The organism is Pseudovibrio sp. Tun.PSC04-5.I4, assembly GCF_900104145.1.
GTDB lineage: Bacteria > Pseudomonadota > Alphaproteobacteria > Rhizobiales > Stappiaceae > Pseudovibrio.
The window spans coordinates 2,334,123-2,359,105 of the sequence record NZ_FNLB01000006.1 but is presented as its reverse complement, the minus strand read 5'-3'; the positions used below and the strand labels follow the sequence as shown (position 1 = coordinate 2,359,105).

Annotated in this window: 29 protein-coding genes; 13 read left to right on the top strand and 16 right to left on the bottom strand. The window is 50.2% G+C overall.

From position 1 onward, the window contains the following. Positions 1 to 156: 156 nt before the first annotated feature. The 4 genes from BLS62_RS16130 to BLS62_RS32235 all read right to left on the bottom strand — a co-directional run bounded on the left by BLS62_RS16130 (position 157) and on the right by BLS62_RS32235 (position 3,402). Positions 157 to 1,014, bottom strand: a complete 858-nt coding sequence (locus tag BLS62_RS16130) for an alpha/beta hydrolase family protein (RefSeq protein WP_093182680.1) — start codon at positions 1,012 to 1,014, stop codon at positions 157 to 159. After that, positions 1,014 to 2,003, bottom strand: a complete 990-nt coding sequence (gene mepA / locus BLS62_RS16125) for a penicillin-insensitive murein endopeptidase (RefSeq protein ID WP_093182678.1) — start codon at positions 2,001 to 2,003, stop codon at positions 1,014 to 1,016. Before mepA ends, BLS62_RS16130 begins: the two co-directional genes overlap by 1 nt. A gap of 89 nt (positions 2,004 to 2,092) precedes the next feature. Further along, a complete protein-coding gene (locus tag BLS62_RS16120) occupies positions 2,093 to 3,136 on the bottom strand; it encodes a patatin-like phospholipase family protein (protein ID WP_093182676.1) in 1,044 nt (347 codons plus the stop codon). Between the two features lie 131 nt (positions 3,137 to 3,267). Beyond that, a complete protein-coding gene (locus BLS62_RS32235; RefSeq protein ID WP_348271866.1) occupies positions 3,268 to 3,402 on the bottom strand; it encodes a hypothetical protein in 135 nt (44 codons plus the stop codon). A 96-nt stretch (positions 3,403 to 3,498) separates the two neighbouring features. Here BLS62_RS32235 and BLS62_RS16110 point away from each other — a divergent pair, with 96 nt between their 5' ends. Further along, positions 3,499 to 4,281, top strand: a complete 783-nt coding sequence (locus BLS62_RS16110) for a LysR substrate-binding domain-containing protein (RefSeq protein ID WP_093189045.1) — start codon at positions 3,499 to 3,501, stop codon at positions 4,279 to 4,281. Between the two features lie 9 nt (positions 4,282 to 4,290). Here the strand turns inward: BLS62_RS16110 and BLS62_RS16105 are convergent, their stop codons facing one another. From BLS62_RS16105 to BLS62_RS16095, 3 genes are all read right to left on the bottom strand, one after another. Beyond that, positions 4,291 to 4,611, bottom strand: a complete 321-nt coding sequence (locus BLS62_RS16105) for a DMT family transporter (RefSeq protein WP_093182674.1) — start codon at positions 4,609 to 4,611, stop codon at positions 4,291 to 4,293. Between the two features lie 92 nt (positions 4,612 to 4,703). Continuing rightward, on the bottom strand, positions 4,704 to 5,288 hold the full coding sequence (locus tag BLS62_RS16100; RefSeq protein ID WP_093182672.1) for a flavodoxin family protein: 585 nt from the start codon (positions 5,286 to 5,288) through the stop codon (positions 4,704 to 4,706). A 132-nt stretch (positions 5,289 to 5,420) separates the two neighbouring features. After that, positions 5,421 to 5,930: a lactoylglutathione lyase family protein gene (locus tag BLS62_RS16095; protein ID WP_093182669.1), complete on the bottom strand. Its 510-nt coding sequence runs from the start codon at positions 5,928 to 5,930 to the stop codon at positions 5,421 to 5,423. A 133-nt stretch (positions 5,931 to 6,063) separates the two neighbouring features. Between BLS62_RS16095 and BLS62_RS16090 the strand changes: the two genes are divergently transcribed. Further along, on the top strand, positions 6,064 to 6,966 hold the full coding sequence (locus tag BLS62_RS16090) for a LysR family transcriptional regulator (RefSeq protein WP_093182667.1): 903 nt from the start codon (positions 6,064 to 6,066) through the stop codon (positions 6,964 to 6,966). A 39-nt stretch (positions 6,967 to 7,005) separates the two neighbouring features. Here BLS62_RS16090 and BLS62_RS16085 read toward each other — a convergent pair whose 3' ends face one another. Then, a complete protein-coding gene (locus BLS62_RS16085; protein WP_093182664.1) occupies positions 7,006 to 7,794 on the bottom strand; it encodes an alpha/beta hydrolase in 789 nt (262 codons plus the stop codon). A 133-nt stretch (positions 7,795 to 7,927) separates the two neighbouring features. Here BLS62_RS16085 and BLS62_RS16080 point away from each other — a divergent pair, with 133 nt between their 5' ends. The 5 genes from BLS62_RS16080 (at position 7,928) to rplT (ending at position 11,387) form a co-directional block, all read left to right on the top strand. Then, the gene (locus BLS62_RS16080; protein WP_093182662.1) at positions 7,928 to 9,103 is read left to right on the top strand and encodes a glycosyltransferase family 4 protein; all 1,176 of its coding nucleotides are present in this window, start codon (positions 7,928 to 7,930) and stop codon (positions 9,101 to 9,103) included. A 189-nt stretch (positions 9,104 to 9,292) separates the two neighbouring features. Beyond that, positions 9,293 to 9,835, top strand: a complete 543-nt coding sequence (gene infC / locus BLS62_RS16075; protein ID WP_093182661.1) for a translation initiation factor IF-3 — start codon at positions 9,293 to 9,295, stop codon at positions 9,833 to 9,835. A gap of 167 nt (positions 9,836 to 10,002) precedes the next feature. Then, positions 10,003 to 10,515, top strand: a complete 513-nt coding sequence (locus tag BLS62_RS16070; protein ID WP_208990899.1) for a nucleoside deaminase — start codon at positions 10,003 to 10,005, stop codon at positions 10,513 to 10,515. A gap of 288 nt (positions 10,516 to 10,803) precedes the next feature. Further along, positions 10,804 to 11,001: a 50S ribosomal protein L35 gene (rpmI, locus tag BLS62_RS16065; protein WP_093182659.1), complete on the top strand. Its 198-nt coding sequence runs from the start codon at positions 10,804 to 10,806 to the stop codon at positions 10,999 to 11,001. A gap of 29 nt (positions 11,002 to 11,030) precedes the next feature. After that, positions 11,031 to 11,387 carry a 50S ribosomal protein L20 gene (rplT, locus tag BLS62_RS16060; RefSeq protein WP_093182656.1) on the top strand — a complete coding sequence of 119 codons (357 nt, stop codon included), beginning with the start codon at positions 11,031 to 11,033 and terminating at the stop codon, positions 11,385 to 11,387. A gap of 217 nt (positions 11,388 to 11,604) precedes the next feature. Here the strand turns inward: rplT and BLS62_RS16055 are convergent, their stop codons facing one another. After that, entirely contained in the window at positions 11,605 to 11,868 is a 264-nt protein-coding gene (locus BLS62_RS16055; RefSeq protein ID WP_348271865.1) for a GNAT family N-acetyltransferase, read from the bottom strand. A gap of 163 nt (positions 11,869 to 12,031) precedes the next feature. On the opposite strand from BLS62_RS16055, the gene BLS62_RS16050 reads away from it, so the two are divergent. Next, positions 12,032 to 13,507 carry a methyl-accepting chemotaxis protein gene (locus BLS62_RS16050; protein WP_093182653.1) on the top strand — a complete coding sequence of 492 codons (1,476 nt, stop codon included), beginning with the start codon at positions 12,032 to 12,034 and terminating at the stop codon, positions 13,505 to 13,507. Between the two features lie 84 nt (positions 13,508 to 13,591). Here BLS62_RS16050 and BLS62_RS16045 read toward each other — a convergent pair whose 3' ends face one another. The 4 genes from BLS62_RS16045 to BLS62_RS16030 all read right to left on the bottom strand — a co-directional run bounded on the left by BLS62_RS16045 (position 13,592) and on the right by BLS62_RS16030 (position 16,598). Next, the gene (locus tag BLS62_RS16045; protein WP_093182650.1) at positions 13,592 to 14,023 is read right to left on the bottom strand and encodes a class I SAM-dependent methyltransferase; all 432 of its coding nucleotides are present in this window, start codon (positions 14,021 to 14,023) and stop codon (positions 13,592 to 13,594) included. A gap of 200 nt (positions 14,024 to 14,223) precedes the next feature. Continuing rightward, a complete protein-coding gene (locus BLS62_RS16040; protein WP_208990898.1) occupies positions 14,224 to 15,345 on the bottom strand; it encodes a glycosyltransferase family 2 protein in 1,122 nt (373 codons plus the stop codon). A 128-nt stretch (positions 15,346 to 15,473) separates the two neighbouring features. Next, positions 15,474 to 15,926 carry a YtoQ family protein gene (locus BLS62_RS16035; RefSeq protein WP_093182646.1) on the bottom strand — a complete coding sequence of 151 codons (453 nt, stop codon included), beginning with the start codon at positions 15,924 to 15,926 and terminating at the stop codon, positions 15,474 to 15,476. A 42-nt stretch (positions 15,927 to 15,968) separates the two neighbouring features. Further along, a complete protein-coding gene (locus tag BLS62_RS16030; protein ID WP_093189039.1) occupies positions 15,969 to 16,598 on the bottom strand; it encodes a DUF2799 domain-containing protein in 630 nt (209 codons plus the stop codon). Between the two features lie 205 nt (positions 16,599 to 16,803). Between BLS62_RS16030 and BLS62_RS16025 the strand changes: the two genes are divergently transcribed. Then, the gene (locus BLS62_RS16025; protein ID WP_093182643.1) at positions 16,804 to 17,220 is read left to right on the top strand and encodes a GFA family protein; all 417 of its coding nucleotides are present in this window, start codon (positions 16,804 to 16,806) and stop codon (positions 17,218 to 17,220) included. Between the two features lie 15 nt (positions 17,221 to 17,235). Continuing rightward, on the top strand, positions 17,236 to 17,655 hold the full coding sequence (locus BLS62_RS16020; protein ID WP_093182641.1) for a GFA family protein: 420 nt from the start codon (positions 17,236 to 17,238) through the stop codon (positions 17,653 to 17,655). Positions 17,656 to 17,685: 30 nt separating this feature from the next. Here the strand turns inward: BLS62_RS16020 and BLS62_RS16015 are convergent, their stop codons facing one another. From BLS62_RS16015 to BLS62_RS16005, 3 genes are all read right to left on the bottom strand, one after another. Further along, positions 17,686 to 18,549, bottom strand: coding sequence for an NAD-dependent epimerase/dehydratase family protein (locus tag BLS62_RS16015; RefSeq protein WP_093182638.1), 864 nt, complete (start codon positions 18,547 to 18,549; stop codon positions 17,686 to 17,688). Between the two features lie 173 nt (positions 18,550 to 18,722). Beyond that, on the bottom strand, positions 18,723 to 19,559 hold the full coding sequence (locus BLS62_RS16010) for a TrmH family RNA methyltransferase (protein WP_093182636.1): 837 nt from the start codon (positions 19,557 to 19,559) through the stop codon (positions 18,723 to 18,725). Between the two features lie 4 nt (positions 19,560 to 19,563). Further along, positions 19,564 to 20,520, bottom strand: a complete 957-nt coding sequence (locus BLS62_RS16005) for a class I SAM-dependent methyltransferase (RefSeq protein ID WP_244283643.1) — start codon at positions 20,518 to 20,520, stop codon at positions 19,564 to 19,566. A 585-nt stretch (positions 20,521 to 21,105) separates the two neighbouring features. Between BLS62_RS16005 and BLS62_RS16000 the strand changes: the two genes are divergently transcribed. The 3 genes from BLS62_RS16000 to BLS62_RS15990 all read left to right on the top strand — a co-directional run bounded on the left by BLS62_RS16000 (position 21,106) and on the right by BLS62_RS15990 (position 24,983). Beyond that, complete coding sequence (locus tag BLS62_RS16000; protein WP_093182632.1) at positions 21,106 to 21,810, top strand: SRPBCC family protein; 705 nt, start codon at positions 21,106 to 21,108, stop codon at positions 21,808 to 21,810. Between the two features lie 202 nt (positions 21,811 to 22,012). Further along, positions 22,013 to 22,501 carry a (2Fe-2S)-binding protein gene (locus tag BLS62_RS15995; protein WP_093182630.1) on the top strand — a complete coding sequence of 163 codons (489 nt, stop codon included), beginning with the start codon at positions 22,013 to 22,015 and terminating at the stop codon, positions 22,499 to 22,501. Positions 22,502 to 22,619: 118 nt separating this feature from the next. After that, positions 22,620 to 24,983, top strand: coding sequence for a xanthine dehydrogenase family protein molybdopterin-binding subunit (locus BLS62_RS15990; RefSeq protein ID WP_093182628.1), 2,364 nt, complete (start codon positions 22,620 to 22,622; stop codon positions 24,981 to 24,983).

Here is a 24,983-nt window from a genome sequence, read left to right as displayed (position 1 = left end):
TCGAAATTCAACGTAACGTTGTATGTGGTATGCAAAATATGCGTAAAGTATGCGAAGTCGATACAATACGGTACCAAAATTGCAACACGTTGTGGATACTTATCTATTTCAAATAGACAGCTTGCATGCATGCGTGAATTTGGTGAAGTAAGTAATTCACAAATTCAGCTCAAAAAACACCATCATATCTTTTGCAAGTAAGAGTTGAAAAGCTTCTCTATCGAAGCCCTCAGGATCTTGAGCAGGCAAAAATCCTGGAATTTGCTTCATCGGGGCTGGAAAAGGACTCATAAACGAGAAGTGCCCCGCATTCGCAATCGGGATATGCCGAATTGGCGATTGTTCGGGGTAGCCATTCAGGACCACGTCCGTGTGCCAGCTGTTGGTGAAGACGTCATGTTCGGCGGAAAAGATCAGGCAGGCTGCTGTAATCTCATCCAAAGTGCCGCTGCCTTGGAGCCATGGCGTTGCTGGAGCCATCAAAACGAGCGCGCGTATACGGTCATCGGCTCTCACCAAAATCGGCTCGCGCATCTCATTCCGCGGTTTACCACCAGCGGCAGCCAAGGCCGTGTAGCCACCCATGCTATGACCAATAACAGCTATCCGGCTTGCATCAATGCTGTGTCCCAGCGCACCAGAAGAAAGAGCGGCATCAATCGCGTCGGTTATATGGTGTGGCCGTTTCAGTAGGTTCTCGTCAGTTCCTTCACGGCTATTGTCGATTCTGTTGTTGCCGGTGTGTTCTGGCATAACAACAACATACCCATCGCGAGCCAAGGTCCTTGCCAAATCACGATAACCCAGATGTGTCCCTCCGGTCCCATGCGAGATCACCACCAGCGGAAAATGCCCCGGTGCGATGGGTGCCTCCCATGCTAGCTGCATGGAATAAGGGCCTTTACGAACCTCGTTTTCCTCATGCAAGGAGGGGTAGAAAACCAGTGCCGGAAAGGTGTCTCCGCTGATCTCACCCTGAACGATCAGGTCAACAGCGCCGCTATTAACTTTCATCACTCTGCCTTCAATACGGTCGTGCAGGCATTGGGCAGGTCAGCCACAGTCAATTGAGGCTTCGGCTTGCGTGGTTTAGGCTTTTCGCCCGGCTTGGGTTTTTTCGGGACCCATGGCGCATCAGATAGCCAATAAGTCAGTTCTTTGCCGCAGCCATCCCCAGCTGCCGGTGTAGCTTGGTTTTTACACTCCGAGCTACCAGCGGGGCAGGCCATGCGTACGTGGAAGTGATAGTGATGTCCCCACCAAGGCCGGATTTTGCGCAACCACGCACGGTCGCCTTTTTCAAATTTACACAGTTCGCGTTTAATGGTTGGGTTGACGAATATGCGAGCCACACCATCATCTTGTGCAGCACGGCGAATAAGTTTTGCATGTGCTTCCGTCCAACGCTTGGGGTTCACGCGGCGGTCTGCGCCCGGCTTGCTCAAACTGCTGTTGAGCATAGAGATAGCGCTTTCATTTTCGCGTTGCTTAGCGCTAAAGCGAAAATCTGGCATTTGGCGCAACCAGATATCTGCATCCAACCCGATCTGGTGAGAAGCATGTCCCGTCAGCATTGGGCCACCACGCGGTTGAGACATATCGCCAACCAGCAATCCGTTCCAACCTAATGCGGGCGCATCTGTGGCCAATCTCTGAAGGAAATCAACCAGAACAGGGTGCCCCCAATTGCGGTTGCGCGACAGGCGCATCACCTGCCAGTTTTCACCGTCTTTGGGGATGGAGACTGCGCCTGCAACACAGCCCTTTGCGTAACTGCCAAAGGCAGCCGGTTGGTAGCGGGCCGGCGTCCTTTTGTGTCCAAAATGCTGTTTGGCAGCACCGGGAAACTGAAGCTGTCGCAATTGAGCTTTGCTGTAGTCTGCCTCTGAAAAAGAAGGCTTAGTGCCCGGAATAGGGATCGTTTGGGCAACTGCCGGGAGCGAAACCATCATAAGGCTGGCCGCATAGGCCGCCGCAATCAGCTGACGTTTCAATCCCAACATAGTCCCCCCCATTCACGCTTACTTTTTAACGTGAATCACCTTTGCAAAATAACCTTCCGGTTGTAGCAAAGGCGCGGAGATTGTGAAGCCTAAAAGCCCGGTCCGTCCTGTCTTTCTTCCATGAGGTCAGCCAGCTTGTCCAACTGTGCGCCATGTGTTTTTAAAAGCTCATCGGCAATCCGGTTCAACTGAAGAACCTCTCCGGGGCGAACACTGTAAAGGTCGCTCCCAAAATGAGGTAAGTCTGCGTCTAGGCGAATGTATTCAACACCCGGCATATCTGCAAACAACACATCAGCTTGCTTGCTGGTGGAGGCCGTTTGTCCATGCATATAGCTGGAAAGCAAAGGCGTACCGGTTTCTGGAGAAAGCCACCCATGCGTGCCCCAGCCAACTGCCTCATTAAAGCTGTGCTTCTCTTCCACTGGGTTACCACTGCCCAGAGAAAGGATAATGATGTCCTGTGGTTTCCAACCATGCCGCCGTGCTTCGGCATAAGCGGTGAGCACTGGATCATTCAAAAAACCAGCCGCTTCAATCATGATCTCTTCTTCACCCGTACTTAGGTTCTCAACACGGGCAGGCTCAAACCAGGAGGGTGAGGAGGTCGTGGCGCGAACAGCCTGCCAGAAATAGTAATCATCACTCTCGGCAGAGTTATTGCTCATTGTTGCAAGACGGCGGTTTTTTAAATCATAGGCTGTTAAAACCACGCTGGTTAAGCTGCTGGAAAGCGCGCTCCACCCAATGCGCTGTTTAAAAACTTGCTCAAGCGGGCGTTCCTGAATGCCTTTGTTGAACTGGCCAAACGCGTGGTACAATTTGCGATGAATCCAATGGCGCCGGTTCGTCATGTAAAGTTCGCGTGCATCCACCTCAAAAAACTCTTGCAGGTCCAACAAGGTCATGGCCGGCTGTCCGTATTTTTCTCGGTCAGGGTTTGGAGCCGAAAGACCCGCAGCAATAAACCCACCGCTCGAAGTCCCGCAAATCAGGTCAATGTAACGGCAAAGTGGAGCAGACTTTCCACGCTCAAAAAGCTTGGTTTCAAGGCCGCGTAGCAAACGAACAGGAATAAGTCCTCGTGCTCCACCACCATCAATGGAGAGGATGATGCGTTTTCTTTTTTTCATAGGCAAACCCGATACAGTAATCTTGTGATTTATTTTTCTTTATATTGATCGAGTTTGCCCAAAAATGAGGTGAACAGATGGCAAGTGTTTTCTATGCAGCACAAGTACTTGGAATCGCCGTGAATTATGCGTTAAGCCATCTCTAGTTTTCGGGTCATGAGCTTGGCAATTTCCGCAATTCTGCCACCAAGTAATTTCGCTGTATCTCTGTCAGCCTGTGGCGGAGCGACGTCAGAACCTTCATCCGCATTCGCTTGTGCCATCACGCCAAGGGTGCTGCCCAAGTAAGTCGGAGAACCGAAAATGAGCGCATCAGCTTCAGCTCAGCTGTCAGCCGTGCATTGCAACGCCTGCGCGATTTGATGGAAGATCCATTGTTGGTGCGAAGTGCAGGAGAATATGGGCTCAGCGAACGTGCTTTGGAGATACAATCACTGCTCCCAACCGCGCTCGCTACGCTGAAAGAAGTTATTGCAAAGCCTCAGTTTGATCCGGCCAATTCACAGGAGACCATCCGCTTTTTCGGTCCGGAACTGGAGGTGAACCTTTACGGTCCACCGCTGCTGCGAAGACTGAAAAACCAAGCACCTAAGATGAAACTGGAGCTGAAAAGCGATATCCGGGTTCCCTTCGGTCCTCTGGAAAATGGGGACGCGCACTTTGCTTTCTCCGGTCTCAGTCCAACATCGGCAACCAGTCAATTGCACCGCTTTTCGCTGGGACGCTTCAAGTACTGTTGCCTCGTCAATAAAGCTCATCCACTAGCAGGCAAAGCGATCACGCTGGAAGATTATGTGGAGCAGGACCACATCACAATCATGATCACCGGCTCGGGCCACAGTATCATAGATGAAAAGCTGGCCAAGCTGGGGCATCAGCGAAATGTTGCAGTAAAAGTCGGTAGCTTTTTTGGAGCTATGAACTTTTGCGGACAAACAGACCTTATGTTTTTGGTTCCCTCCATTTTTGATGAGAGAACTTTAACAGGGCACAATGTTGTCGCGTGTCCTGTCCCGGAGTTTCTGGAGGATCACCGGCAGGAGTTCTTCCTGTACTGGCATGAACGTTACCATAGAGACCCTATGGTCAAATGGGTGCGGAACACCATCAAAGAGACGACGAAACACTTCAGAACAAATGGCTAAACCTAAGATTTAGCTGGGTGAAACGAACTTCAATCCAATTATGGCACCAACCAGCATCGCGATGAAAAACAGCCGAAGAAACGTGACTGGCTCACCAAAAAAGAAGATTCCAAAAAGAGCGATACCGGACGCGCCAATACCAGTCCAAACAGCATAGGCAGTCCCAATGGGTATGGAGACCATAGCTCGGGTAAGGCAGTAGAAAGATAACGAGGCGGTGATGACAAACAGAACTGTATAGACTGGTTTGGTAAAATTGTCAGACAGCTTCAGGCAGATCGCAAAAGCCATCTCAAAAAGCCCTGCTATTATAAGCCAAATCCACGCCAACTTACTTCTCCAAGGCAAACACCCAATGTTTATTCTACCATATTGTCGGTGGAATTGGGCTAATTGTGACCAGTCAGGCATTAGTCAGGCTGTTATTCTGCGCCTTCTACCCAACGACGTGCAGCCTTCGCAATCCGTCCTCCATAAGCAAAAGCCGTGTCCCTGTCAGATTGGGGCGGGGCTGCCTCTGGACCTTCATCCATATTGGCTTGGCCTGCGGCTCCATAATAAGTGCCCAGCCGATTGAGGTCTTCGTCACTGCCATAACTGTAATTGTTACCGGGAGGCATGCCGAGGCTTACCCAGATCATACCGTGCTGAGCTGCAAAAGTTGACATTTGCAGGAATACGTTGTGCCGGTCACCGCTCATGGACGCTGAAACGCTAAAGCCACCCGCAATTTTGTTAAGCCAGCCTTGCTTGTACCAAACGGTGGAGGAGGCATCCATGAAGGCCTTAAAAGGAGCGGCAACCCCACCCATATAGGTCGGGCTGCCAAATACAATTGCATCGGCTGCTTCTAGTGTACTCCAATCGATATCTTCAAATTCACTGACTGGGACATAAACAACGGTGGCACCATTTTCACGTGCACCTCTGGCAACTGCTTTAGCCATCGCCTCTGTATGCCCATCGGCGGAAAAAAAGGCGATTGCCACCTGAACCTCTTTTGACATGGACTGCTAGCCTTCACTGTCTGTCAGAAATTAGGTCCATTTGGCGGTAAACGCCTTACATCTGCGATAAAACAGTGGCGACAGATTGAGATGTGCTCGATTAAAATTATTCATGCATATCTTGGCCGGTCTCTAAGAATCCTTGTAGGCACCACTGGAATACTGAAGTTCGTAGGAATGGCTGTAAATCTCCAGAATATTCCCGAATGGATCTTCCATGTAGATCATGCGGTATGGCTTCTCACCAGGGTAGTAGTAGCGCGGTTCTTTCATGCGGCGTCTGCCACCAGCTTCTTCAATTTTTGCGGCAAGGCCTTCCACGTCAGGATCCTGAACACAGAAGTGGAAAATGCCGGTCTTCCAATATTCGAAGTTGTTCTCCGGGTTTTCGTTGTTTGAAAACTCAAAGAGTTCAATACCAATGCCATCACTGGTGGAAAGATGAGCAATTTTGAAGCTTTTCCAGCCTGCACCGAAGACGTCCGTGCACATCTCACCAATCGCGCTGTCATCCTCAACAACCTCGCTGGGCTCCATAATGATGTACCAGCCCATAACATCACGATAGAATTTGACCGCTGCGTCGATGTCAGGAATGGAAAGGCCGATATGAGAAAATCGTCTTGGGTAGGGAGCAGACATAGTGAACCTCACTGCGCTTGATAAAAGAGGCTTGGGAGGAGCCTCGGTTGCATTGGATGTAGCAAGAGTGTGAGAGAATGAAAAATTATCATATATTAGTTTTATGATAATCTGAAATTATGTATCATGCGGCATGTTTAATTCTCTCTGGCTCCAAACCTTCATCAAGCTTGCTGAAACTGGCCACTTTACCCAAACAGCCAACCAGCTGAACATGACCCAGCCCGGTGTAAGCCAACACTTGAAAAAGCTGGAGCAACAAGTTGGGGCACCGCTTATCACCAAAATCGGCAAGGGTTTTGAGCTGACGCGGGAAGGGGACTTGCTGCTCGCCTATGCGAATACGGCTGTGGAGCAGGAGGTAGAACTGCGCAATGCCATCCAGCAGGATGATCCGTTCACCGGCGCGATCCGCATAGCCTGTTCAGGCTCAATGGCGCTTTACCTTTACCCCAAGCTCTTGGCTCGCCAGCATCAGCACCCTCATATAACCATCAATGTTGAAGTCGCTCCCAACCATCGCATCCTTCAGCTCTTGCAGGAAAATGAGGTGGATCTAGGCATTGTCACCCAGCAGACGAGCCTGAGTACATTGGAACAAGAGGGGATTGGGACAGAGCTGTTATGTCTGGTTGTTCCTGCAAGCTTGGAGGATGCAACGCCTACGCTGGACCAACTTAATGCGCTGGGCTTTATCGATCACCCAGACGGGCACCATTATGCAGAGCGATTGCTAACGGCAAATTATCCTGAATTATCGGGAGCCTTGGTACCTAAAAGGACAGCAGGCTACATCAATCAACTCAGCCAGATCTTAGTACCGGTTGCGAACGGCCTAGGCTTTACAGTTCTGCCAGATATGGCTGTGCGGAGCTTTGAGGCCCAAGAAAAAATCAGACTTGTGGAGCTGAAAGAGCCCGTCAGCGACAAGCTTTACCTCACCACGAAGAGATATAAATCTCTACCTGCGCGCTACCAATGGTTTGTGGAGGAAATCAAGAGCTTGTGCGGGCAAGCCGGTGGAGCTGCGCTTTAGGCTCCCGACTAGCAGAAGCCTAATCGCATTTCGATGCTGCTAGCGCTGGGCGAGTTCTGCGACCGCCTTTAGCATTCTGTCCAGATCTTCTGGTCGTGACAGGCGATGGTCGCCATCTTTAACCAGCGTCAAAACCACATCATCATAGGCAATGCCTTCAACGATGCGCAGAGCATGTTGCCACGGCACTGAATCATCCTTCTGGCCTTGCAGAATGATTGTTTTGCAGTTGGTGATAATCGGTTCGTCAAGAATTAGGTTGTTCCGGCCATCCTCAATCAGCTCACGCGTGATGATGTAAGGACTGTCATCATACTCGGAAGGGCGCTCAAAGCGGCCTTTCTCCATGATCTCGGCTTTCATCTCATCGGTGAACTCATGCTTCCACATCAGTTCCTCAGTGAAATCAGGGGCTGGTGCAATCAGCACTATGCCTGAGAGTGTTCCGTCACCCCTCTCAGAAAGTCCGTGCAAAGCTTTTGCCAGCAGCAGTGCCATCCAACCGCCCATGGAAGAGCCAACAATTATCGTCGGGCCTTTACAAAACTGCTTGAAAACCGCAACGGCTTCTTCCAGCCATTGAGAAATAGTGCCATCGACAAACTCGCCGCCGGATTCACCGTGGCCGGAATAGTCCATGCGTGTACAGGTCAGGCCCTGCTTTTCCGCCCACTTGGCAAGCACGTCTGCTTTGATGCCCAACATGTCAGATTTAAAGCCTGAGAGCCAAAGAATGCCGGGTGCGCTACGTTCATCGTGACGCACTGCAATCTGTCGCTCATTCTCACCTTTGCCAACGCTGATGAATTGGGGTAAGTCAGCACTCATTCATAACCTCCAAACGCTTTTCGACTTATGGTGGTCGAGCAAATGTTTGAACCCAAAACCTTGCGCCACAAGCTGCGCCCACCCATAATTTGGGCAGAGCATAGTTCCATGCCCCCCCAAAAAACATAGAGAAATGTCCAAAGTGCCAGTCATTTTACAAATTGTCCCCGACCTTCAAACTGGAGGAGCCGAACGCACAACCATTGATGTGGCTGAAGCAATTGTAAATGCTGGGTGGACCAGCCTTGTCGTTTCTCAAGGTGGACGTATGGTGGAGGAGCTGGAGGCAACTGGCACAAAACATTTTCTACTACAGGCGAAATCCAAAAACCCATGGGTGATGTGGCGTAACTCCTATGCAATCGAAAAGATCTGCCGGGAAAATAAGGTTGAGGTCATACATGCGCGCTCAAGAGCCCCTGCTTGGTCTGCTCTATGGGCTGCAAATCGGTTAAAAATTCCATACATCACCACGTATCACGGCATTTACAAGGAAACGAACGCACTCAAAGCGTTCTACAATTCCTCCATGACACGCGGCGACCGTGTTATCGCAAACTCTCGCTTTACTGCAGATCTTGTTGAGCGTCGCGACCCAAAAACAAAGGGGCGCACCTCGGTGATTTATCGCGGGTCTGACATGGAAGCTTTGAAACGTGAAAACATCAGCGAAGAGCGCACTTCAGAGTTGAGAGCTAAATGGGGCGTTTCAGACAATCGCCGTGTTGTGATGAATCTTGCTCGTTTAACAACCTGGAAAGGTCAGCGCCTGCTCATTGAAGCAACCCGTCAATTGATTGCCAAAGGTGGGTATGATGATGTTCTTGTTGTGCTGGCGGGTGATGATCAGGGCAGGGAAACTTACCGCCAATCTTTAGAACTGCAAATCGCAGAGGCAGACCTTGCAGAGCAGGTTCGCATCGTCGGTCATTGCTCAGATGTGCCCGCTGCCCTCGCTATTTCCAACTTGTCCGTGGTTGCTTCAATTGAAGCCGAAGCCTTTGGTCGTGCCGCTGTTGAAGCGCAGGCTGCTGGCGTTCCAATCATCGTGTCCAACATTGGTGCTGTACCGGAAACTGTTCTTGTACCGCCACATGTGAACGAGGAACAGCGGACCGGTTGGCATTTTGAAAGCGGAAATGCAGAGCAACTTTGCGAAATAATGTCCAAAGCATTGGATATGAGTGCAGAAGAGCGGGCAAAACTTGCAGAAATAGCACAGCACCATGTTAAACAGGCATTCACCAAACAGGCCATGTGTGATGCAACACTGTGCGTCTACCGCGAATTCTTACCCAAGAACCGCTAATTGGGTGTATATGTTGTAAAAGAACACGAAAAACTTATGTTGACTTACGCGACATTTTTCCAGATTCTAGTGATGCAATCAAAATGATGTTCCTAGGATACGTTTCTCGACTTGACGAAACAGCTGGAACCCGTCATTGAACTGTAATTAAGTTTCGCAAGTTCGGCAGTCTAAAGAGGAGATACTCACATTCGCCGTCCGTTTCGCGCACCGCCCCCCACTAAGGATGGGCCGCGCACAAATAAAGAAATTCGCGTTCGCGAAGTGCAGTTGATCGATACCGAAGGTGAAAACCTCGGTCCGACCCCAATCGAAGATGCCCTCGCAATGGCGGTGGAACAAGGTTTGGATCTGGTCGAAATTGCTCCGAACAGTCAACCACCCGTCTGTAAGATTCTGGACTATGGTCGCTACAAATACCAGGCCCAGAAGAAAGCTGCTGAAGCACGCAAGAAGCAGAAGGTCGTCGAGATTAAAGAAATCAAGATGCGCCCGAACATCGACACTCATGACTATGATGTGAAGATGCGGAACATGAAGCGCTTCTTTGATGATGGTGATAAAGTGAAGGTTACTCTTCGCTTCCGTGGTCGTGAAATGGCCCACCAGGATCTCGGCATGAAATTGCTTCATAAGGTAAGGGCAGAGACCGCCGAATTCGCTAAGGTCGAATCCCATCCGAAGCTTGAAGGCCGGCAGATGATGATGGTGCTCTCACCTATTTCTCGTTAAGAGGATGTGGCCAACTAGCTCCGGAGATTGTCTGTGTAGCGAACTGGTAACAACCCATAGAATTTAGAGATTACCCGGCACACAGTGTCGGGTATTTTCGTTTCTAGGCACAGCATTGGTTGAACTCAACCAAACAAGATGAGCGTCGCCGTGGGGTAGGAAAGCCAATGATGGTGCCGATCGATCTCGAACTCCATCACCAGCGTATGCAAAACCTGATCGCGTTCACCGCGACATCGTTCAACACGCCTTTTCCATCACCCTTCGGCTGTTCGATCTATTCCGCAGAAGGGGAGCTGTTGGCGCAGGCTTATGATACCGTCATCAAAGAGTGCGATCCCACTTGCCATGGGGAAGTCAACGCAATCAGGCTTGCCAGTAAAGCCTACAAATGCCGCAGCTTCGACGGCGGCATCCTCTACAGCACCTGCGAACCTTGTGCCATGTGTATGGCCGCTACGATTTGGGCTGGGTTTGATACTCTGGTCTTTGGAGCATTCACCAATGAAGACGCAAATGCCTATTGGCCACAGACTATGGATCTGAGGGCGCGTGATATAGCAGTGCATACCCAGTTAAAACCACCCTGCAAAATCATAGAGGGGGTGGAGCGGGAAGCTTGCTGTCATCTCTTTGAGGATTGGCAAAAAACCGCGGAAAAACTGGGTATTGGACCCTAGACTCTTAAGCCAGCGGCTGTATAACTCTGCCATGCAGTAGTCAAAAAGTGATCAACTGACAGATTACATAGCGGGCTTTGTAAAATTGCTGCCGTGAGAGCTGGGAATCCTCTTGCAATCATTCGCTGACAGTTTTATAAGGCCGCGTTCAAAGTCGCCCGGCGGTTTCCTGTGTCTTGTGCTCGCATAAGAATCAGACAGGAATTATAGGGCATGCCGTGGCGACTTCTGATGCATCCATTGCACATTTTTGGTCAGTTTTCTGATCATCACTAGAAAGGACGCAAAATGCCCAAGTTGAAGACGAAGTCCGGAGCAAAAAAACGCTTCTCACTGACCGCGACTGGCAAAGTTAAATGTGGCCAGGCTGGCAAACGCCACGGCATGATTAAACGCACGACCAAGTTCATTCGTAACGCACGTGGTACAACCACACTGTGTGCTGCTGATGCGCGTATTGTGAAAAAATATCTGCCTTACGGCTAAGCCTTAAAACCTGACACTAGGAGACTACCATGTCACGTGTAAAAAGAGGCGTCACCGCCCACGCTCGTCACAAAAAAGTTATTAAGGCAGCCAAAGGTTACTATGGCCGTCGTAAGAACACCATCCGCATTGCTAAGCAGGCAGTCGAAAAAGCGGCACAGTACGCTTATCGCGACCGTAAAGCTCGCAAACGGAATTTCCGCTCACTTTGGATCCAGCGTATCAATGCTGCGACCCGTGAACAGGGCATGACTTATGGCCGCTTCATCGATGGCTTGACTAAAGCTGGCATCGAAGTCGACCGTAAGGTTCTTTCTGACCTCGCGATCAATCAGCCGGATGCTTTCAAAGCATTGGTTGAAAAGGCGCAGGCTGCTGTAGCTTAAGGGCTAGAGTAGAAAGCAGATGCTTTTTGAAAAGGCAGGTTCCGCGAGGTGCCTGCTTTTTTATTTGAGCGGACTTTGAAAAAAATATGGTCGAGCCGGATTAATTGCAATCTGTTCTGGTGCTAAGTGCAGCTAGCTCGGCTCAGTAATCTTCTGTAAGCACAGGGACTTGGTATTGCCGTATCCCATGTTTTCATAGAACGCAGATGCTTGGGTGTTATCCGCCCGAACCAGCAAGTTGATCTTCCATATTCCTCGGTCTCGCAACCAATTTTCGCCAGCCTCGGTGCCCATCTTCCCCGCACATAATGCTGGCAACAACTGCTCCATTAAGTTCTCCGAGGAGAATTGTAGAGTGCTCTCCGTCAAGGGCTTTAAGGATGTCGCGCACCGGATCATTCCATTTCCGGTAAACGCCAGTTGCCTTCCAAAGGGCTATAACAGCCTCCCGATCCGAGAGGTTCATTTTACGATAGATCATATGCATCACACATAATTGGTTCAAAATACAAAATTAAACACAGGGTGTTTCCCATTTATCCCTGATAATACAGTGTGTTGCAAACCTAATAAAGATAAATGACAAGGTTAATAATCTGTAAGTAAAAATGTGAAAATCTCTGCCCAATTGAGAGGTTTTTGATATGGTTTTTTTTCGACGTAACGCACAAGTTCTTGCTAAAGAAGCGGCAAATGACCCTGGAGAGGTCGTTAGCCAGGTTTCGGAAGTAGATGCAGCAAAGACGAACAGCGGTGTCGACAGTGCGCATTTGTTTGGCGAACTGGATGCCTTGGCGTTGGGTATGGCAACAGCTGCGGGAGAGCTGGAATCCGTAAACAACACTGCGGGCGTATTAAAAACAGCCATGGAGAACCTACAGGACGCCTCTGGGCGCGTTGTGGAAAGTAACCGTGAGGTGAGCGAAGCTGTTGAAGAAACGGCGCTACAGACCACGGGCGCACGCGATACCATGTCCAAGTCTCAGGAAGCCGTTACCGGTGCGCTTTCATGCATTAACAGCCTGTCAGCAACCATCAGCAACATAAACAATCAGTTGGAGGGGCTTCAGGCGTCGTTTGCCAACGTCCGTCAGTTCTCCAGCTCGATTGATGCGATCGCTCGCCAGACAAACTTGCTCGCACTCAACGCCACAATTGAAGCGGCGCGAGCAGGGGATGCAGGCAAAGGCTTTGCGGTTGTTGCGAATGAAGTAAAAGCTTTGGCAACGCAAACATCTGTTGCGACAGAGCAGATTGACCAAACCATTTTTCAGCTTGGCAAAGAGGCCGACACGCTGGTGGATCTGGGTAAGGGCGCGTTGAATATCGTGGCGACAGCAGAAACTGGCACACAATCTATAAACGACCTTTTCCATCAGTTGGAGGCCATGGTGGACAATATTTCCACCAACACTGATTCAATCCGATCAGCCTGCATGAGTAATGACGATGATACCGCAAAACTGTTGCGCAACGGTGATGAGATGATGGGTGTTGTCACCGCGAACGCCGACAGCATTGGACGGGTCTCTGATCAGATGTTGGGGACCTCCCAAACTACTGATGCGCTGCTGGCAGAAGTCGCTGTAGATCATGGCGACGACATCAATCAGAAAATGATTGATGTCGTCAAAGAGACTGCTTCAAGAACATCGGATGCATTTGAAGCGGAAGTGGATGCAAGGCTTATTTCCGTCAATGAGTTGTTTGACTTCACCTACACGCCTGTAGAGGGATCTAACCCACCGCAGTTTGTGGCTCCATTTACATCCATGGCGGATCGGGTCCTCCCATCCATTCAGCACTCGGTTACATCACAAGACTCTCATATTCTCTTCTGCGCAGCTCTGGATATCAATGCGTACCTGCCTACACACAGCAAAGAATACTCCAAACCGCAGGGCAACGACCCGGTGTGGAATGCAGCCAATTGCAGAAACCGCAGAATGTTTGATGACCGTGTTGGCGTAGTGGCGAGCAAAAACACAAAGGCCTTCAGCTTGCAGACCTATCGGCGCGACATGGGCGGCGGCAAGATCGTGATGGTCAAACTGGTTTCAGCCCCAATCTGGGTAAAAGGCCGTCACTGGGGCAACACACTCATCGCCTTCAATGCGTGACTGAATTGATTTTGCTCTTCGGGTTTGGGGCTGACCTGCCGTTGCAAGACGACACAACTATTCTGACATTGATCAACGCGAAGACTAAACCCCCTCTTCGATTATGGTTTTGATGCAGTCTGTAACTGTATCAAAGCTACTCAGAAAAGGATGAAATTCCTCGATAATGAGATTGATATCCCTCAGTTTAAGCTGAGGAAGAAGGTCGATCTCCCTGCCTTCAATACCCGCAGAGTGCTGTTGGATTTTTCGGCTGCCCTTCCTCTGTAAAGTTGAATATCCATAAGCACGTTTTCCAATATAAAAATCACACTTGTCATAATCTTCTAAAGAAGCAACGCCGGTTACGACTGTGGGAGATACATTGTTTAAAGCATGATTGGTTTTGATAACCGGAATGAGTTCGGGATTTGCTTCGACGCACACAACGTTGTTGGAACTGCATGTCTTTGCAGCAAATGAAGATATGAAGCCGATACAGGCTCCTAGTTCCAGAACTTTGTCGTGTGGGCTCAAAAACCTGCGAGTAGTTGGTATCCCTCAGCCTCGTACAATCCCCGCACCACCAATTCCTTTACATGATGATCGATTGCCGGTTGAGAGACATCCAACTTAATACGGCGCAATTTCTTGAAATTGTGCCGCATCTTCAATTTATGCTCGGTTTCTCTGAAAAATTGCATTTTGCCCCTCTGAAGTTTCAGTTCTGCAAGGAGTTAGGCTAGCTCCTCTTTCCTTTGTGATGTTTGAAAAGAAGTGCCAATGTAATATTGTAAGTCATCAGAACAATGAACTAGTCCTGAATTATAAATATCGGATATGCCTTGAAATTTTCTAGACCCACTATATATCATTGAACAATCGAGTATTCGCCTAATATTTTTATAGTAATTCTTGTACTCAATTCCTTTGTTGTGGCGAGCTCCTCGGATAATTTCTTCTTTCACGTGACCTATGAAATCTTGGAAAAACTTAAAATGAAGTAGCGCACACCAATCGTCAGCCAATTTTATTTTGGCGTCTACGCGATGAGTACCGTGCTTTTCTGTGTGTTTTCCCGTCCAACGTAACAATGGAACCTTATTTAGACATGGTGCTTCTTTTGGCAGGTAACCATGCAGTTTACGTTGTGCTTTGTTCTGAAAAGACAGAGGCCCCCAGGCACGGGATGGCTTTAAGCAATAATGCCGAACAGCCTCTAAGGGTCTTTGAAAAGCTGGCCCAACACTTTTTTTAGGCTGCACTCCGAACAGTCGGCCACGGGGTCCGCCACGCAGATCGTAATTAGGTGAAAATTCATTAGGATCATAGAATAATACCCAAGTACTGGTTGTGTCGAAGTACGGACAGGTGTCCAAAAATGGGGTGCTCTCAAGATAATTGACATGCTTAAGTGGTTTCGAAGAATACATATCTATCATCGGGGCTAAGACGCCCTCGACGTCCTTCGCTTGCCAGTATTTAAGAAGGCTCTCAATTGAAGTATCCGGCCAGCCTGGATATACAAATTGCTCGTCTGCATCTAAAAGCAAAACCCATCTATTCATGCAATAATGATTTAGAACAGACCAAAGCCACTCGCTTTTAAAATTCTTATAAGGCTTGCTGGTCGGTAAGTGAGTCACATCAGGTTGGCCAATGAGAAAATCTGAACTCTGGTCTGTTGAATCATTATCAATGATGAAAAAGTGTTTTGCGCCAATACTGCGATGATGCTCAAGAAAATAAGGTAGCCGCAACATCTCATTTCGGACGCGAGTGATTACAATAAGGCCGTCATCCGGCAAGTTAATTTCGGGAAACTCGTCAAAATCAAAAAGTTCAGAAACACTAGTCAACGCATCGATCCTGTTTTTCAAAATCGGCAGGTCAAATCAGGTGACAAAAAAGCCCCACACTTGAACCCGCAATTGGGAAAAGTGTAGGGCTGTGTTTAGTTGGCGTCTTCCCTTGAATTGGAAGGGGCTTACAACTCGCCGCGAATGACGTAGCGCAGCAGATCAACAACCTGATCAGGCTCTTCGGCTACAGCAAGTGCAGCAGCATCCACTTCTTTCAGCGGATGAGTGAGCGCTGGGTCGTGCAACACGATGATACTCTTGCCAAGCGCTGAGGCGAAGCCGGCATCAAAAGCTGCGTTCCATTGGCGGTATTTATCGCCAAAGCGAACCACAACAACATCCGCCTCGGAAATCAGCGTACGCGTGCGAATGGCATTGACCTTTGCGCCTTTGTGATCTTTCCAGAAACCGTTGTCTTCAGCGCCCAGAATTTTCACGCCGCAATCATCACTGGCTTCGTGATTAGTTACCGCGCTGTCAAAATGAATCGGGAGGCCTGCCTCAGCTGCCCCATGTTCAATTTTCTCTCTCCAGTCGCTGTGGATCTCGCCTGAGAGGTAAACGCGCCACGTTTTCATCAGCTCGCCTTTTCAAAAAGAATCTGTAATTACCCGTAAATTCTAGGAGGGGTTGTAACCCGGTTCAAGGTCAAGCAGACGATCGGTGACATCTTTGCGAACACGATTGTGCTGTTGCTCCACGGTAAAGAGGCGTGTTTGCGCCAAAAGCAATCCAGCATGAGCAAGGTACACGTCACCGCGTGCTTCTTTTGCTGCTCTTCGGCAGCTCTTGCCGTCCTTGCCAGATTTACAATCTTTCCCTGCAATGTCTTCAAGATTGCTGATCCGATAATGGATCTCGCGAATTTCACTCTGTGCTTCTTCCACGGCTTCATTGGCGGTGTAGAGCTGACTACCAAGGGAGTAGCCCACTTTGAAGCTCTCTTCAGAAGCGATTGGGCAAACTCCTTGATAGGTCTTGCCTTCCCGGCCCTGTTCAAAGCCTGAGATTGGAGTGCAGTAGCTTTGCAGGCCAATATTGCGCCCGGCTAGATAGGCATTCACATCTGGAGAAACGCTGTATTTGCTGCAGGCCTTTGTATGCTGGTTCAGTTTATCGGAGGTTCTGCCCGCTTTGCCGTCCACAACGCCAATGCCTTGCCAGTCGCCAATCTTACAATCATCTTCGGAGAGAGATGCACATCCGCTTAGTGCCAAGCTCAGTGCTATCAGAATAAAAAATACACGCATTCCCAACAGTGCCCCATAACGTGCCCACCTGATCTGCGCAGTATGCTGCAGATTCAATTGAGCAAAAATAGAATCTATAAAATTTGAGATAAGAGATTTAACCTGAACGCTTGCTGAATACAAATGTTCTCTATATGTTCTTTTTATATTCGATGAGTGAGTCTCGTTTGCAGCAATCCAATTTCCAGCGTGAATTGAGAAGAGAATGACAAAAAACATTCAGTTTAAAGGCCGATGTTTGTGCGGCAATATTGCATTTGAAGGTGAAGCACCAAACGAACCTGTGAGCAGCTGCCATTGTAAGCAATGCCGTCAGTGGGGCAGCAGTCCGTTTGATGCGTATAGCGTGCCATTAGCAAACCTGAATTTCACTTCAGGTGAAGATAAGGTCAAATATTTTGAGTCCTCGGAGTTTGCGCGGCGTGGTTTTTGCCCGGATTGCGGGTCCAATCTGTTCTGGCACGCTGATCGGCTTCCTGAGTTTAAACACCGTATTGCGATCGCAGTCGGAACACTGGAAGTACCGACTGGTTTGACGGCAGATCCGCATATCTTCTGTGCAGATAAAGGCGACTATTACGAGATCGAGGGCGATCGCCCTCAGTTTGCTCAAACGGACTAGTTAGGGGAGATGGGAATGTCTGAAATGCGAATGTACGCAGGGAAATGCCTGTGTGGTGAGGTTTCTTTTAAAGCGGAGGCCCCTCACAAAGATGTGGGCCTGTGCCATTGCACGATGTGCCGCCGTTGGAACAGTGGCCCGTTCCACGCCGTTACTGTTCCACTAGATGCTCTGCAGTTCGAGAAGGGGGAGGAGAGTATCTCCTACTACCGGTCCTCTGAATATGCGCGCAGAGCGTTTTGCAAGAACTGTGGCAGCAGCCTGTTTTACCACGGCGATAAAATTCCGGATATTGCGCATGAGGTCTATCTGAGCGCGGGCCTTTTGAGCGAACCAACAGGACTGAAACAGGCCTTCAACATCTTCTGCGCCAGCAAGGGCGATTACTATGAGATAGAAGGAGACCTGCCTCAGCACGAGACATTTATTTTATAACCGGTGCACGGTGACGGAGAGCGGTTGGAATCAACTCCAGCCGTTCTTCCACATATGATCCAGAGCTTCCCGGTAGGTTGGAAATTTGAACTTATAGCCGAGCGAGCCCTTCAGCTTGGCATTACTTGTCCGTTTAACTTCACCATAAAACGTGATTGCCATAGGCGATAAATCAGCGTCCTCAAAGGCAATTGCGGGCGGCGGTTCCACACCCATGAGCCGGGCAGCGTGTTCCACAACATCCTCAGGCGGGCACGGTGCATCATCGCAAACGTTAAAGATGCCGGATGCGTTATCCTCAAACACCTGCTGAATAGCTCCAGCAATATCCGTAACATGTATGCGGTTGAAAACCTGACCTTCCTTGATGATCCGGCGGGCCGTGCCCTTGTCCAGATTACAAAGTGCATTCTGGCCATGGCCATAAATGCCAGCTAGTCTCAAAATATTCACCGGAATGTCGGTTTCTTTAGAAAACGCCAGCCACTCCTTTTCGGCTACAAGACGTTGCTTGGAGCGGGTGGATGTTGGATTACAATCAGCGTTTTCTGTGATCCAGCGCCCTTTGTGGTCGCCATAAACCCCAATGGTCGACAAGTAACAAATCACCTTCGGCTTTGCTTTTGCAACAGCATCACGCGCAGCATTTAGCAAAGGGTCACCGTCAGCCGTTGGGGCTGCTGACACAAGAATGTGGGTTGCGGTAGAGAGCGCCTCCAGCAACTCGTCACTTGCTGTTGTGCCATCAAAGACAATGGGATGGATTCCACAGGATTTCAGCTCGGTCGTTTTCTCTTCAGTGCGGGTCGTCCCGCCAATCCAGGAAAACTCAGTTCCATACATTTTCACAAAATGGCGAGCTGAATAACCAGCTCCCAAAATCAACAAGCGCATTCCAAGCCCCCTATTGCGTATTCCCGAAAAGTGGCCTTCGGTTTTCGGATCAGAATACGCTCGACACATGCGTATTCCCGAAAAGTGGCCCGCGATTTTCGGATTGGAATACGCGCGATCCCAACATGATAAAGCAATTTGCGTTCCCTAGAGTAGAGGCAATTTGCTTCGGTTTACAGCTTCAAATAATTCCGGCGCACTTCAAAAAGCATCACGGCAGTCGCAACAGCCAGATTCATCGAATCTGCTTGCCCAGCCTGCGGAATTTTGACCAGTTCAGAACAAATATCAGCAAGTTTGTCACTCAAACCCGCTTGCTCATTACCCATCATCAAAAGCACTGGTTCTTTGTATTTTACGTCACGATAGTCTTTTGTCCCGCTCAAATGTGTTCCAACCACCGGGCCGGGCCATTTTTTGCGGAAGGCGACAAATTCATCGCTCGTACAGCGGACAAGCGGCATGTGGAACAACGAGCCCATCGTGGCCCGTACACACTCGACCGCAAACGGATCAGTGGTGTCGTCAATCAAGATGACACCAGAGGCCCCCACAGCATCTCCGGTACGGATAATTGTGCCCAAGTTACCCGGATCACGCACACGGTCCAGAACGATCCATGTCGTGGAATCTTTCGGGTTAATGTCAGCAAGAGCAAGCGTTTGCTGCTCGTAGACACCAACAACCATCTGCGGGTTATCACGGCGGGTAATAGCGCCAAGCACAGGCGTGCTGACTTCAAGGATCATCGCGCCGCGAGCCTTAGCCTTTGCAGCAGCGGTAAGCGCTATGTCGTTTTCGCGGGCCTCAGGTCCAAGGGCAAGGTAACGCACGCCCCAACCTGCATCCAGCGCATCCGTGGCCAGCTTGAGCCCTTCGGCAACAAACAACCCGCTGTCACGGCGATGTCTGCGCTGTGCAACCAGACCTTTGATTTCTTTTACAATCGGGTTGGTGTGCGATGTAATCTGCTTAACCGCACCCTGACGTTGGTTTTGTTTAAATTCCATGGAGTTATGCTCCCTTTACCTTGTTGTTATCAGGTGCGCTCCACCGGCTGAAGAGGGAGGTTGAGAGCAAACGTGGTCCGTTTTGTTCGCGAATAGCAAGCTCGCCAGATTCAATTGTTCCCGGCAGGCCATCAAGGCATTCACGCATCAATTCATGAGAGGAGAGGAAGCTGGCGCGGATAGCGTAGCTGGACATCAGCACAAATTGCGCGTTCGGAGACAACAACTTACGAACGCAAGCCAGCATATGCGGCACGCTTTCAAAAAAGTCCCAAACTTCACCATTCGGTCCGCGGCCAAACTTCGGCGGATCCAGGATAATCCCGTCATACGTGGAGCCACGGCGCACTTCCCGTTCCACAAACTTCATCGCATCATCACAGATCCAGCGAATTGGCTTGTCGGTCAGGTTGGAAAGCTCTTGGTTCTCTCGTGCCCAAACGATTGCCTTCTTGGAGGCATCCACATGCGTTACCTGCGCGCCCAAGGCAGCAGGAAGCAGCGAGGCCATGCCAGTGTAACCAAACAGGTTGAGCACTTTGAGAGGGCGATTTGCTTTCTTAATCTGCTCACCAACCCAATCCCAGTGGGCGGCCTGTTCCGGGAACACGCCAACATGGCGGAAGGACATGAACTGACCGTTGAAGGTGGCAGGCCCGTATTGCATCTGCCAGATTTCATCCACCTGCTTGGCGAACTTCCAGCGACCCGGGCCTTCCTCTTCCATATCGCCAGTGAAGATCGCGTCTGCGCTCTTCCATTCGCTTTCCGGCAGGCGAGGAGCGCCCATGGCCTGCGCCTCAGGGCGGATCAGTTTATAACGGCCATAACGCTCAAGCTTCTGGCCGTGCCCCATGTCCAGCAGGGCGTAATCATCCCAGCCGTCCATCTCCACCATAACAGGCAGAACACTGGCCGGTGTTTTAAAGCGGGCAGACGTTTGCTTATGTTCCCGCACGATCTGCTCTACAACAACGGGTGCCGGAGCGGAGCGGGGCTGCTCACGTCTTTGAGATTGAGACCGGGACGTAGGAGCGCTGTCTTTTTTGCCGCCGCGGTTATCGCGAGTGTCACGATTATCGCGTTTAGGCGCAAAGCCACGCTTTGGACCACCGTCCTGTCGTGCTCCGCCATTTTTGGACTGCGCATTGCGAGCTCGTGGAGCTCCGCTTTTTGGTGATTTGCTCAAGGGTGTTGCCTTTGATTTTCTGCGCGCAAACACGAGGCAATGCCTCACGCTGAATTCAATTATTTAACTGAAAGGCATTAAGGCGAGCGGCGGCCCGGGTCAACGCTTTCCGCACAAAACAAGCACTTTACCGCAAAGCGAGTTTCTAAAGAGGTGCAGAAGCGGCTTTGTTAAAGTCATTTAAAACGTGTTTGCCTCTTGGAAAGAAGTTTTGAGCATGCAGGACAATTTTAACGCGAGAGGTACTTGTCTTTTCCATCAGTTTAAGTCCACTCTACATGCAGAGGAATGCAAAAGTGACCTAAAGGCGTGGAGCCTACCTAAAGGAAGCACTGAAAAAGATGAGGGGGCCTATCCATGGAAATGTCTGGTGAACAACTGATATCGGCGAGTCGGGAAAAAGTTTGGGAAGCGCTCAACGATCCGGAGCTGCTGAAAAAATGTATTCCCGGTTGCGATAGTCTTGAAAAAATATCCGACACAGAAATGACCGCGACGGTCACTGCTAAGGTCGGGCCGGTGAAAGCCAAGTTCAAAGGCGAGGTAACACTCTCTGACCTGAACCCGCCAAACTCCTACAAGATTTCTGGAGAAGGCAAAGGTGGTGTTGCAGGATTTGCGAAGGGCTCGGCAGATGTGACCCTGTCAGAGAGTGGGGATGGCACTCTTCTGAACTATCAGGTTAATGCAAAGGTCGGCGGCAAACTCGCTCAACTTGGAAACCGATTGATTGATTCAACGGCCAAAAAATTGGCTGGTGAATTCTTCTCCAACCTGAACACCGAGCTTGGCGGTTCTCCCGTATTAACGGGCGCAGATGAAGCTCTGGAAAGCATTGAGCTTGATCCGGGCTTAATCGAGAAAGCGAAGTCTATCGCCAATGAACACGCCATTGAAGGCTCAGCAGAAGCGATTGTAGATGCTGAACATGCCTTGGGCGACGCGGTAAAAGACGCCGAAGAGAAGGTTGAAGTTGCGGCAGGTAAAGGGTTCTTAGGCGGCCCTATGGGTTGGGGTGGTTTATCTCTGATCGTGCTTATCGCGCTCTATTGGTTGTTTTAAGATTTAACGGAATTTGGCGGCCACTTCCAATAGCACCTGCATTTGGGAGTTGATCACATTAGATCAAAAGGCCCCGCCGAATAGTATGGCCTTGTGCCAAATTTATAACTGATTGTTCTGCTTGGATGGGAGATCTGAACAGAACAATCGGCTTAATAGTCCGCGGACGCAAAAAGGCGGGCTTTTTTGAGGGAGGAAAACCATGACGACTGTCTCAATGACGGTGAATGGCAAGCAGATCTCTGGTGAGGTTGAAGACCGCACCCTGCTATCTACATTTCTGCGCGAAAATAGAGGCCTGACAGGAACCCATATAGGATGTGACACATCCCAGTGTGGTGCCTGTCTTGTGCATATGGATGGTAAAGCCATTAAGTCTTGCAGCACATTGGCTGTGCAGGCTTCCGGCTCCGCTGTCATGACCATCGAAGGTGTTGCCCAAGATGGTCAGCTGCACATCATGCAGAAAGCATTCAAGGAAAACCACGGTCTTCAATGCGGGTTCTGTACTCCGGGCATGATCATGTCAGCCATTGATATGATTGATCGCCTTGGCACAGATCTGGATGAAAAAACTATTCGCCACGAGCTGGAAGGCAACATCTGTCGCTGCACCGGTTACCATAACATCGTCAAAGCCATCAAAGCTGCTGCCGATGAAATGGCGGAAGTTCTGGAAGCCGCTGAATAATCGAAGAACCGACTGATTATCAAACTCAAACCGGCCCCGGGTCTGCAATGCAGATTTAAGAGAAAGAGCCGGAAAGGGAGAGCAGTTGCTGAAGTGAACCTTCCGGGAGGGAATGGCAATGACAGCAGAAGGAATCGGCGCACGAGTGCTGCGCAAAGAAGACAAACGCTTTATTACAGGGAATGGCCGCTACACTGACGATATAACCATGCCTCGCATGGGATACGCGGCCTTTGTGCGCTCTACGCACGCCCACGCACGCATCAAGTCCATCAAGACGGATGACGCGATGAAAATGCCGGGCGTTGATGCCGTTCTGAACGGACATCAGTTAGTCGCCGACGGCATTGGCAACATCATCTGTGGTTGGATGGTCCACTCCAAAGACGGCTCCCCAATGAACATGGGCGCGTACCGTGCGTTGGAATCAGAGATCGTTCGGTACGTTGGTCAGGCCATCGCGGTTGTCGTTGCTGACACCCAGCAGCAAGCACGCGATGCAGCAGAAGCTGTTGTGGTTGACTATGAAGAGCTGCCAACGGTTGTTGATAGCCTTGATGCACTGAAAGACGGAGCGCCGCAGCTCCATCCAGAAGCGGCTGGCAACCTGATCTATGATTGGGAAATCGGCGAGGAAGCTGCTGTTGATGCAGCCTTTGCAAAAGCTGCCCACATCACCAAGATGGATATCGACAACAACCGACTTGTACCAAACCCAATGGAACCCCGTGCCGCGCTTGCGCACTTTGAACCATCGGAAGAGCATTATACGCTCTACACCACATCCCAGAACCCGCATGTTGCACGCTTGGTTCTCTCAGCCTTCTACAATGTAGCACCTGAGAACAAGCTGCGCGTGATTGCACCGGATGTCGGTGGCGGCTTTGGCTCCAAAATCTTCATCTACCCTGAAGAGATTGCTTGTCTGTGGGCATCCAAACGTGTCGGCCGTCCGGTCAAATGGACGTCTGATCGGACTGAAGCCTTCCTGACAGATGCGCATGGCCGTGATCACCACTCACAAGCCGAGTTGGCACTGGATGAGAACAACAAAATCCTCGGGTTCCGCGTGAAAACAGTGGCAAACCTCGGGGCGTATATGTCCCTATTCTCCTCTTCGGTGCCAACTTACCTGTCCGCGACGCTGCTCTCTGGTCAGTACGACATTCCTTGCATCCATGCGAACGTGAAGGCTGTCTACACCAACACCACACCAGTTGATGCGTACCGTGGTGCAGGACGCCCGGAAGCCTGCTATCTTGTGGAACGCATGATGGAGACGGCAGCGAAAGAAGTTGGTATGTCACCAGCAGATTTCCGCCGCAAAAACTTCATCCGTCAGTTCCCACACCAGACGCCTGTGATCATGGCGTATGATACGGGCGATTTCGATGCATCGCTGGACTTGGCGATGAAAGCCATTGACTACGATGGCTTTGCAAAGCGTCGGGCTCAGTCAGAGGCAAAAGGTATGCTGCGCGGCATTGGTATGTCCTGCTATATTGAGGCATGTGGTATCGCACCGTCTAAAGCCGTTGGTTCTCTTGGAGCTGGCGTTGGTCTTTGGGAATCCGCTGAGGTTCGTGTGAATGCAGTTGGCACCATTGAAGTGCTAACCGGATCTCACAGCCATGGTCAGGGCCATGAGACGACATTTGCGCAGCTGGTGTCCGACCGTCTTGGATTGCCAATCGACAGTATCTCCATCGTGCATGGTGATACTGACAAGGTGCAGATGGGCATGGGCACATATGGCTCCCGCTCTGGCGCTGTTGGCATGTCCGCAATCGCAAAGGCACTCGACAAAGTTGAAGCCAAAGCGAAGAAGATCGCCGCCCACCTTATGGAAGCCTCTGAAGGTGATATCGAGATCGAGAATGGCGAGCTAAAAGTCGCTGGGACCGATAAAAAACTCGCCTTCGCCGAAGTTGCTCTCTCCGCCTACACTGGCCACAACCTACCTGAAGGTATGGAGCCTGGCTTGAAAGAAGGCGCGTTCTACGATCCAACCAACTTCACCTTCCCAGCTGGCTGTTACATCTGCGAAGTGGAAGTGGATCCAGACACAGGCGTTGTTTCCATTGTGAACTTCGTCGCAGCGGATGACTTTGGCACCATCATCAATCCGATGATCGTGGAAGGTCAGGTTCACGGCGGCCTTGTGCAGGGCATCGGTCAGGCCATGTTGGAAAACACGCAGTATGATGAGGACGGTCAGCTCCTCACAGCGTCCTACATGGATTACACCATGCCGCGTGCGGATGATGTTCCATCCTTCAAGCTGGAAACCTCAGTCACTGAATGTCCCGGTAATCCGCTGGGCATGAAAGGTTGTGGCGAGGCTGGTGCAATCGGATCTCCACCTGCTGTCATCAATGCTGTCACGGATGCTCTTGGCATTCGCGATATGTCCATGCCTGCCTCGCCAAACCGCGTCTGGCAGCTCATTCAGGACAAAAGCATGAAAGAAGCAGCGGAGTAG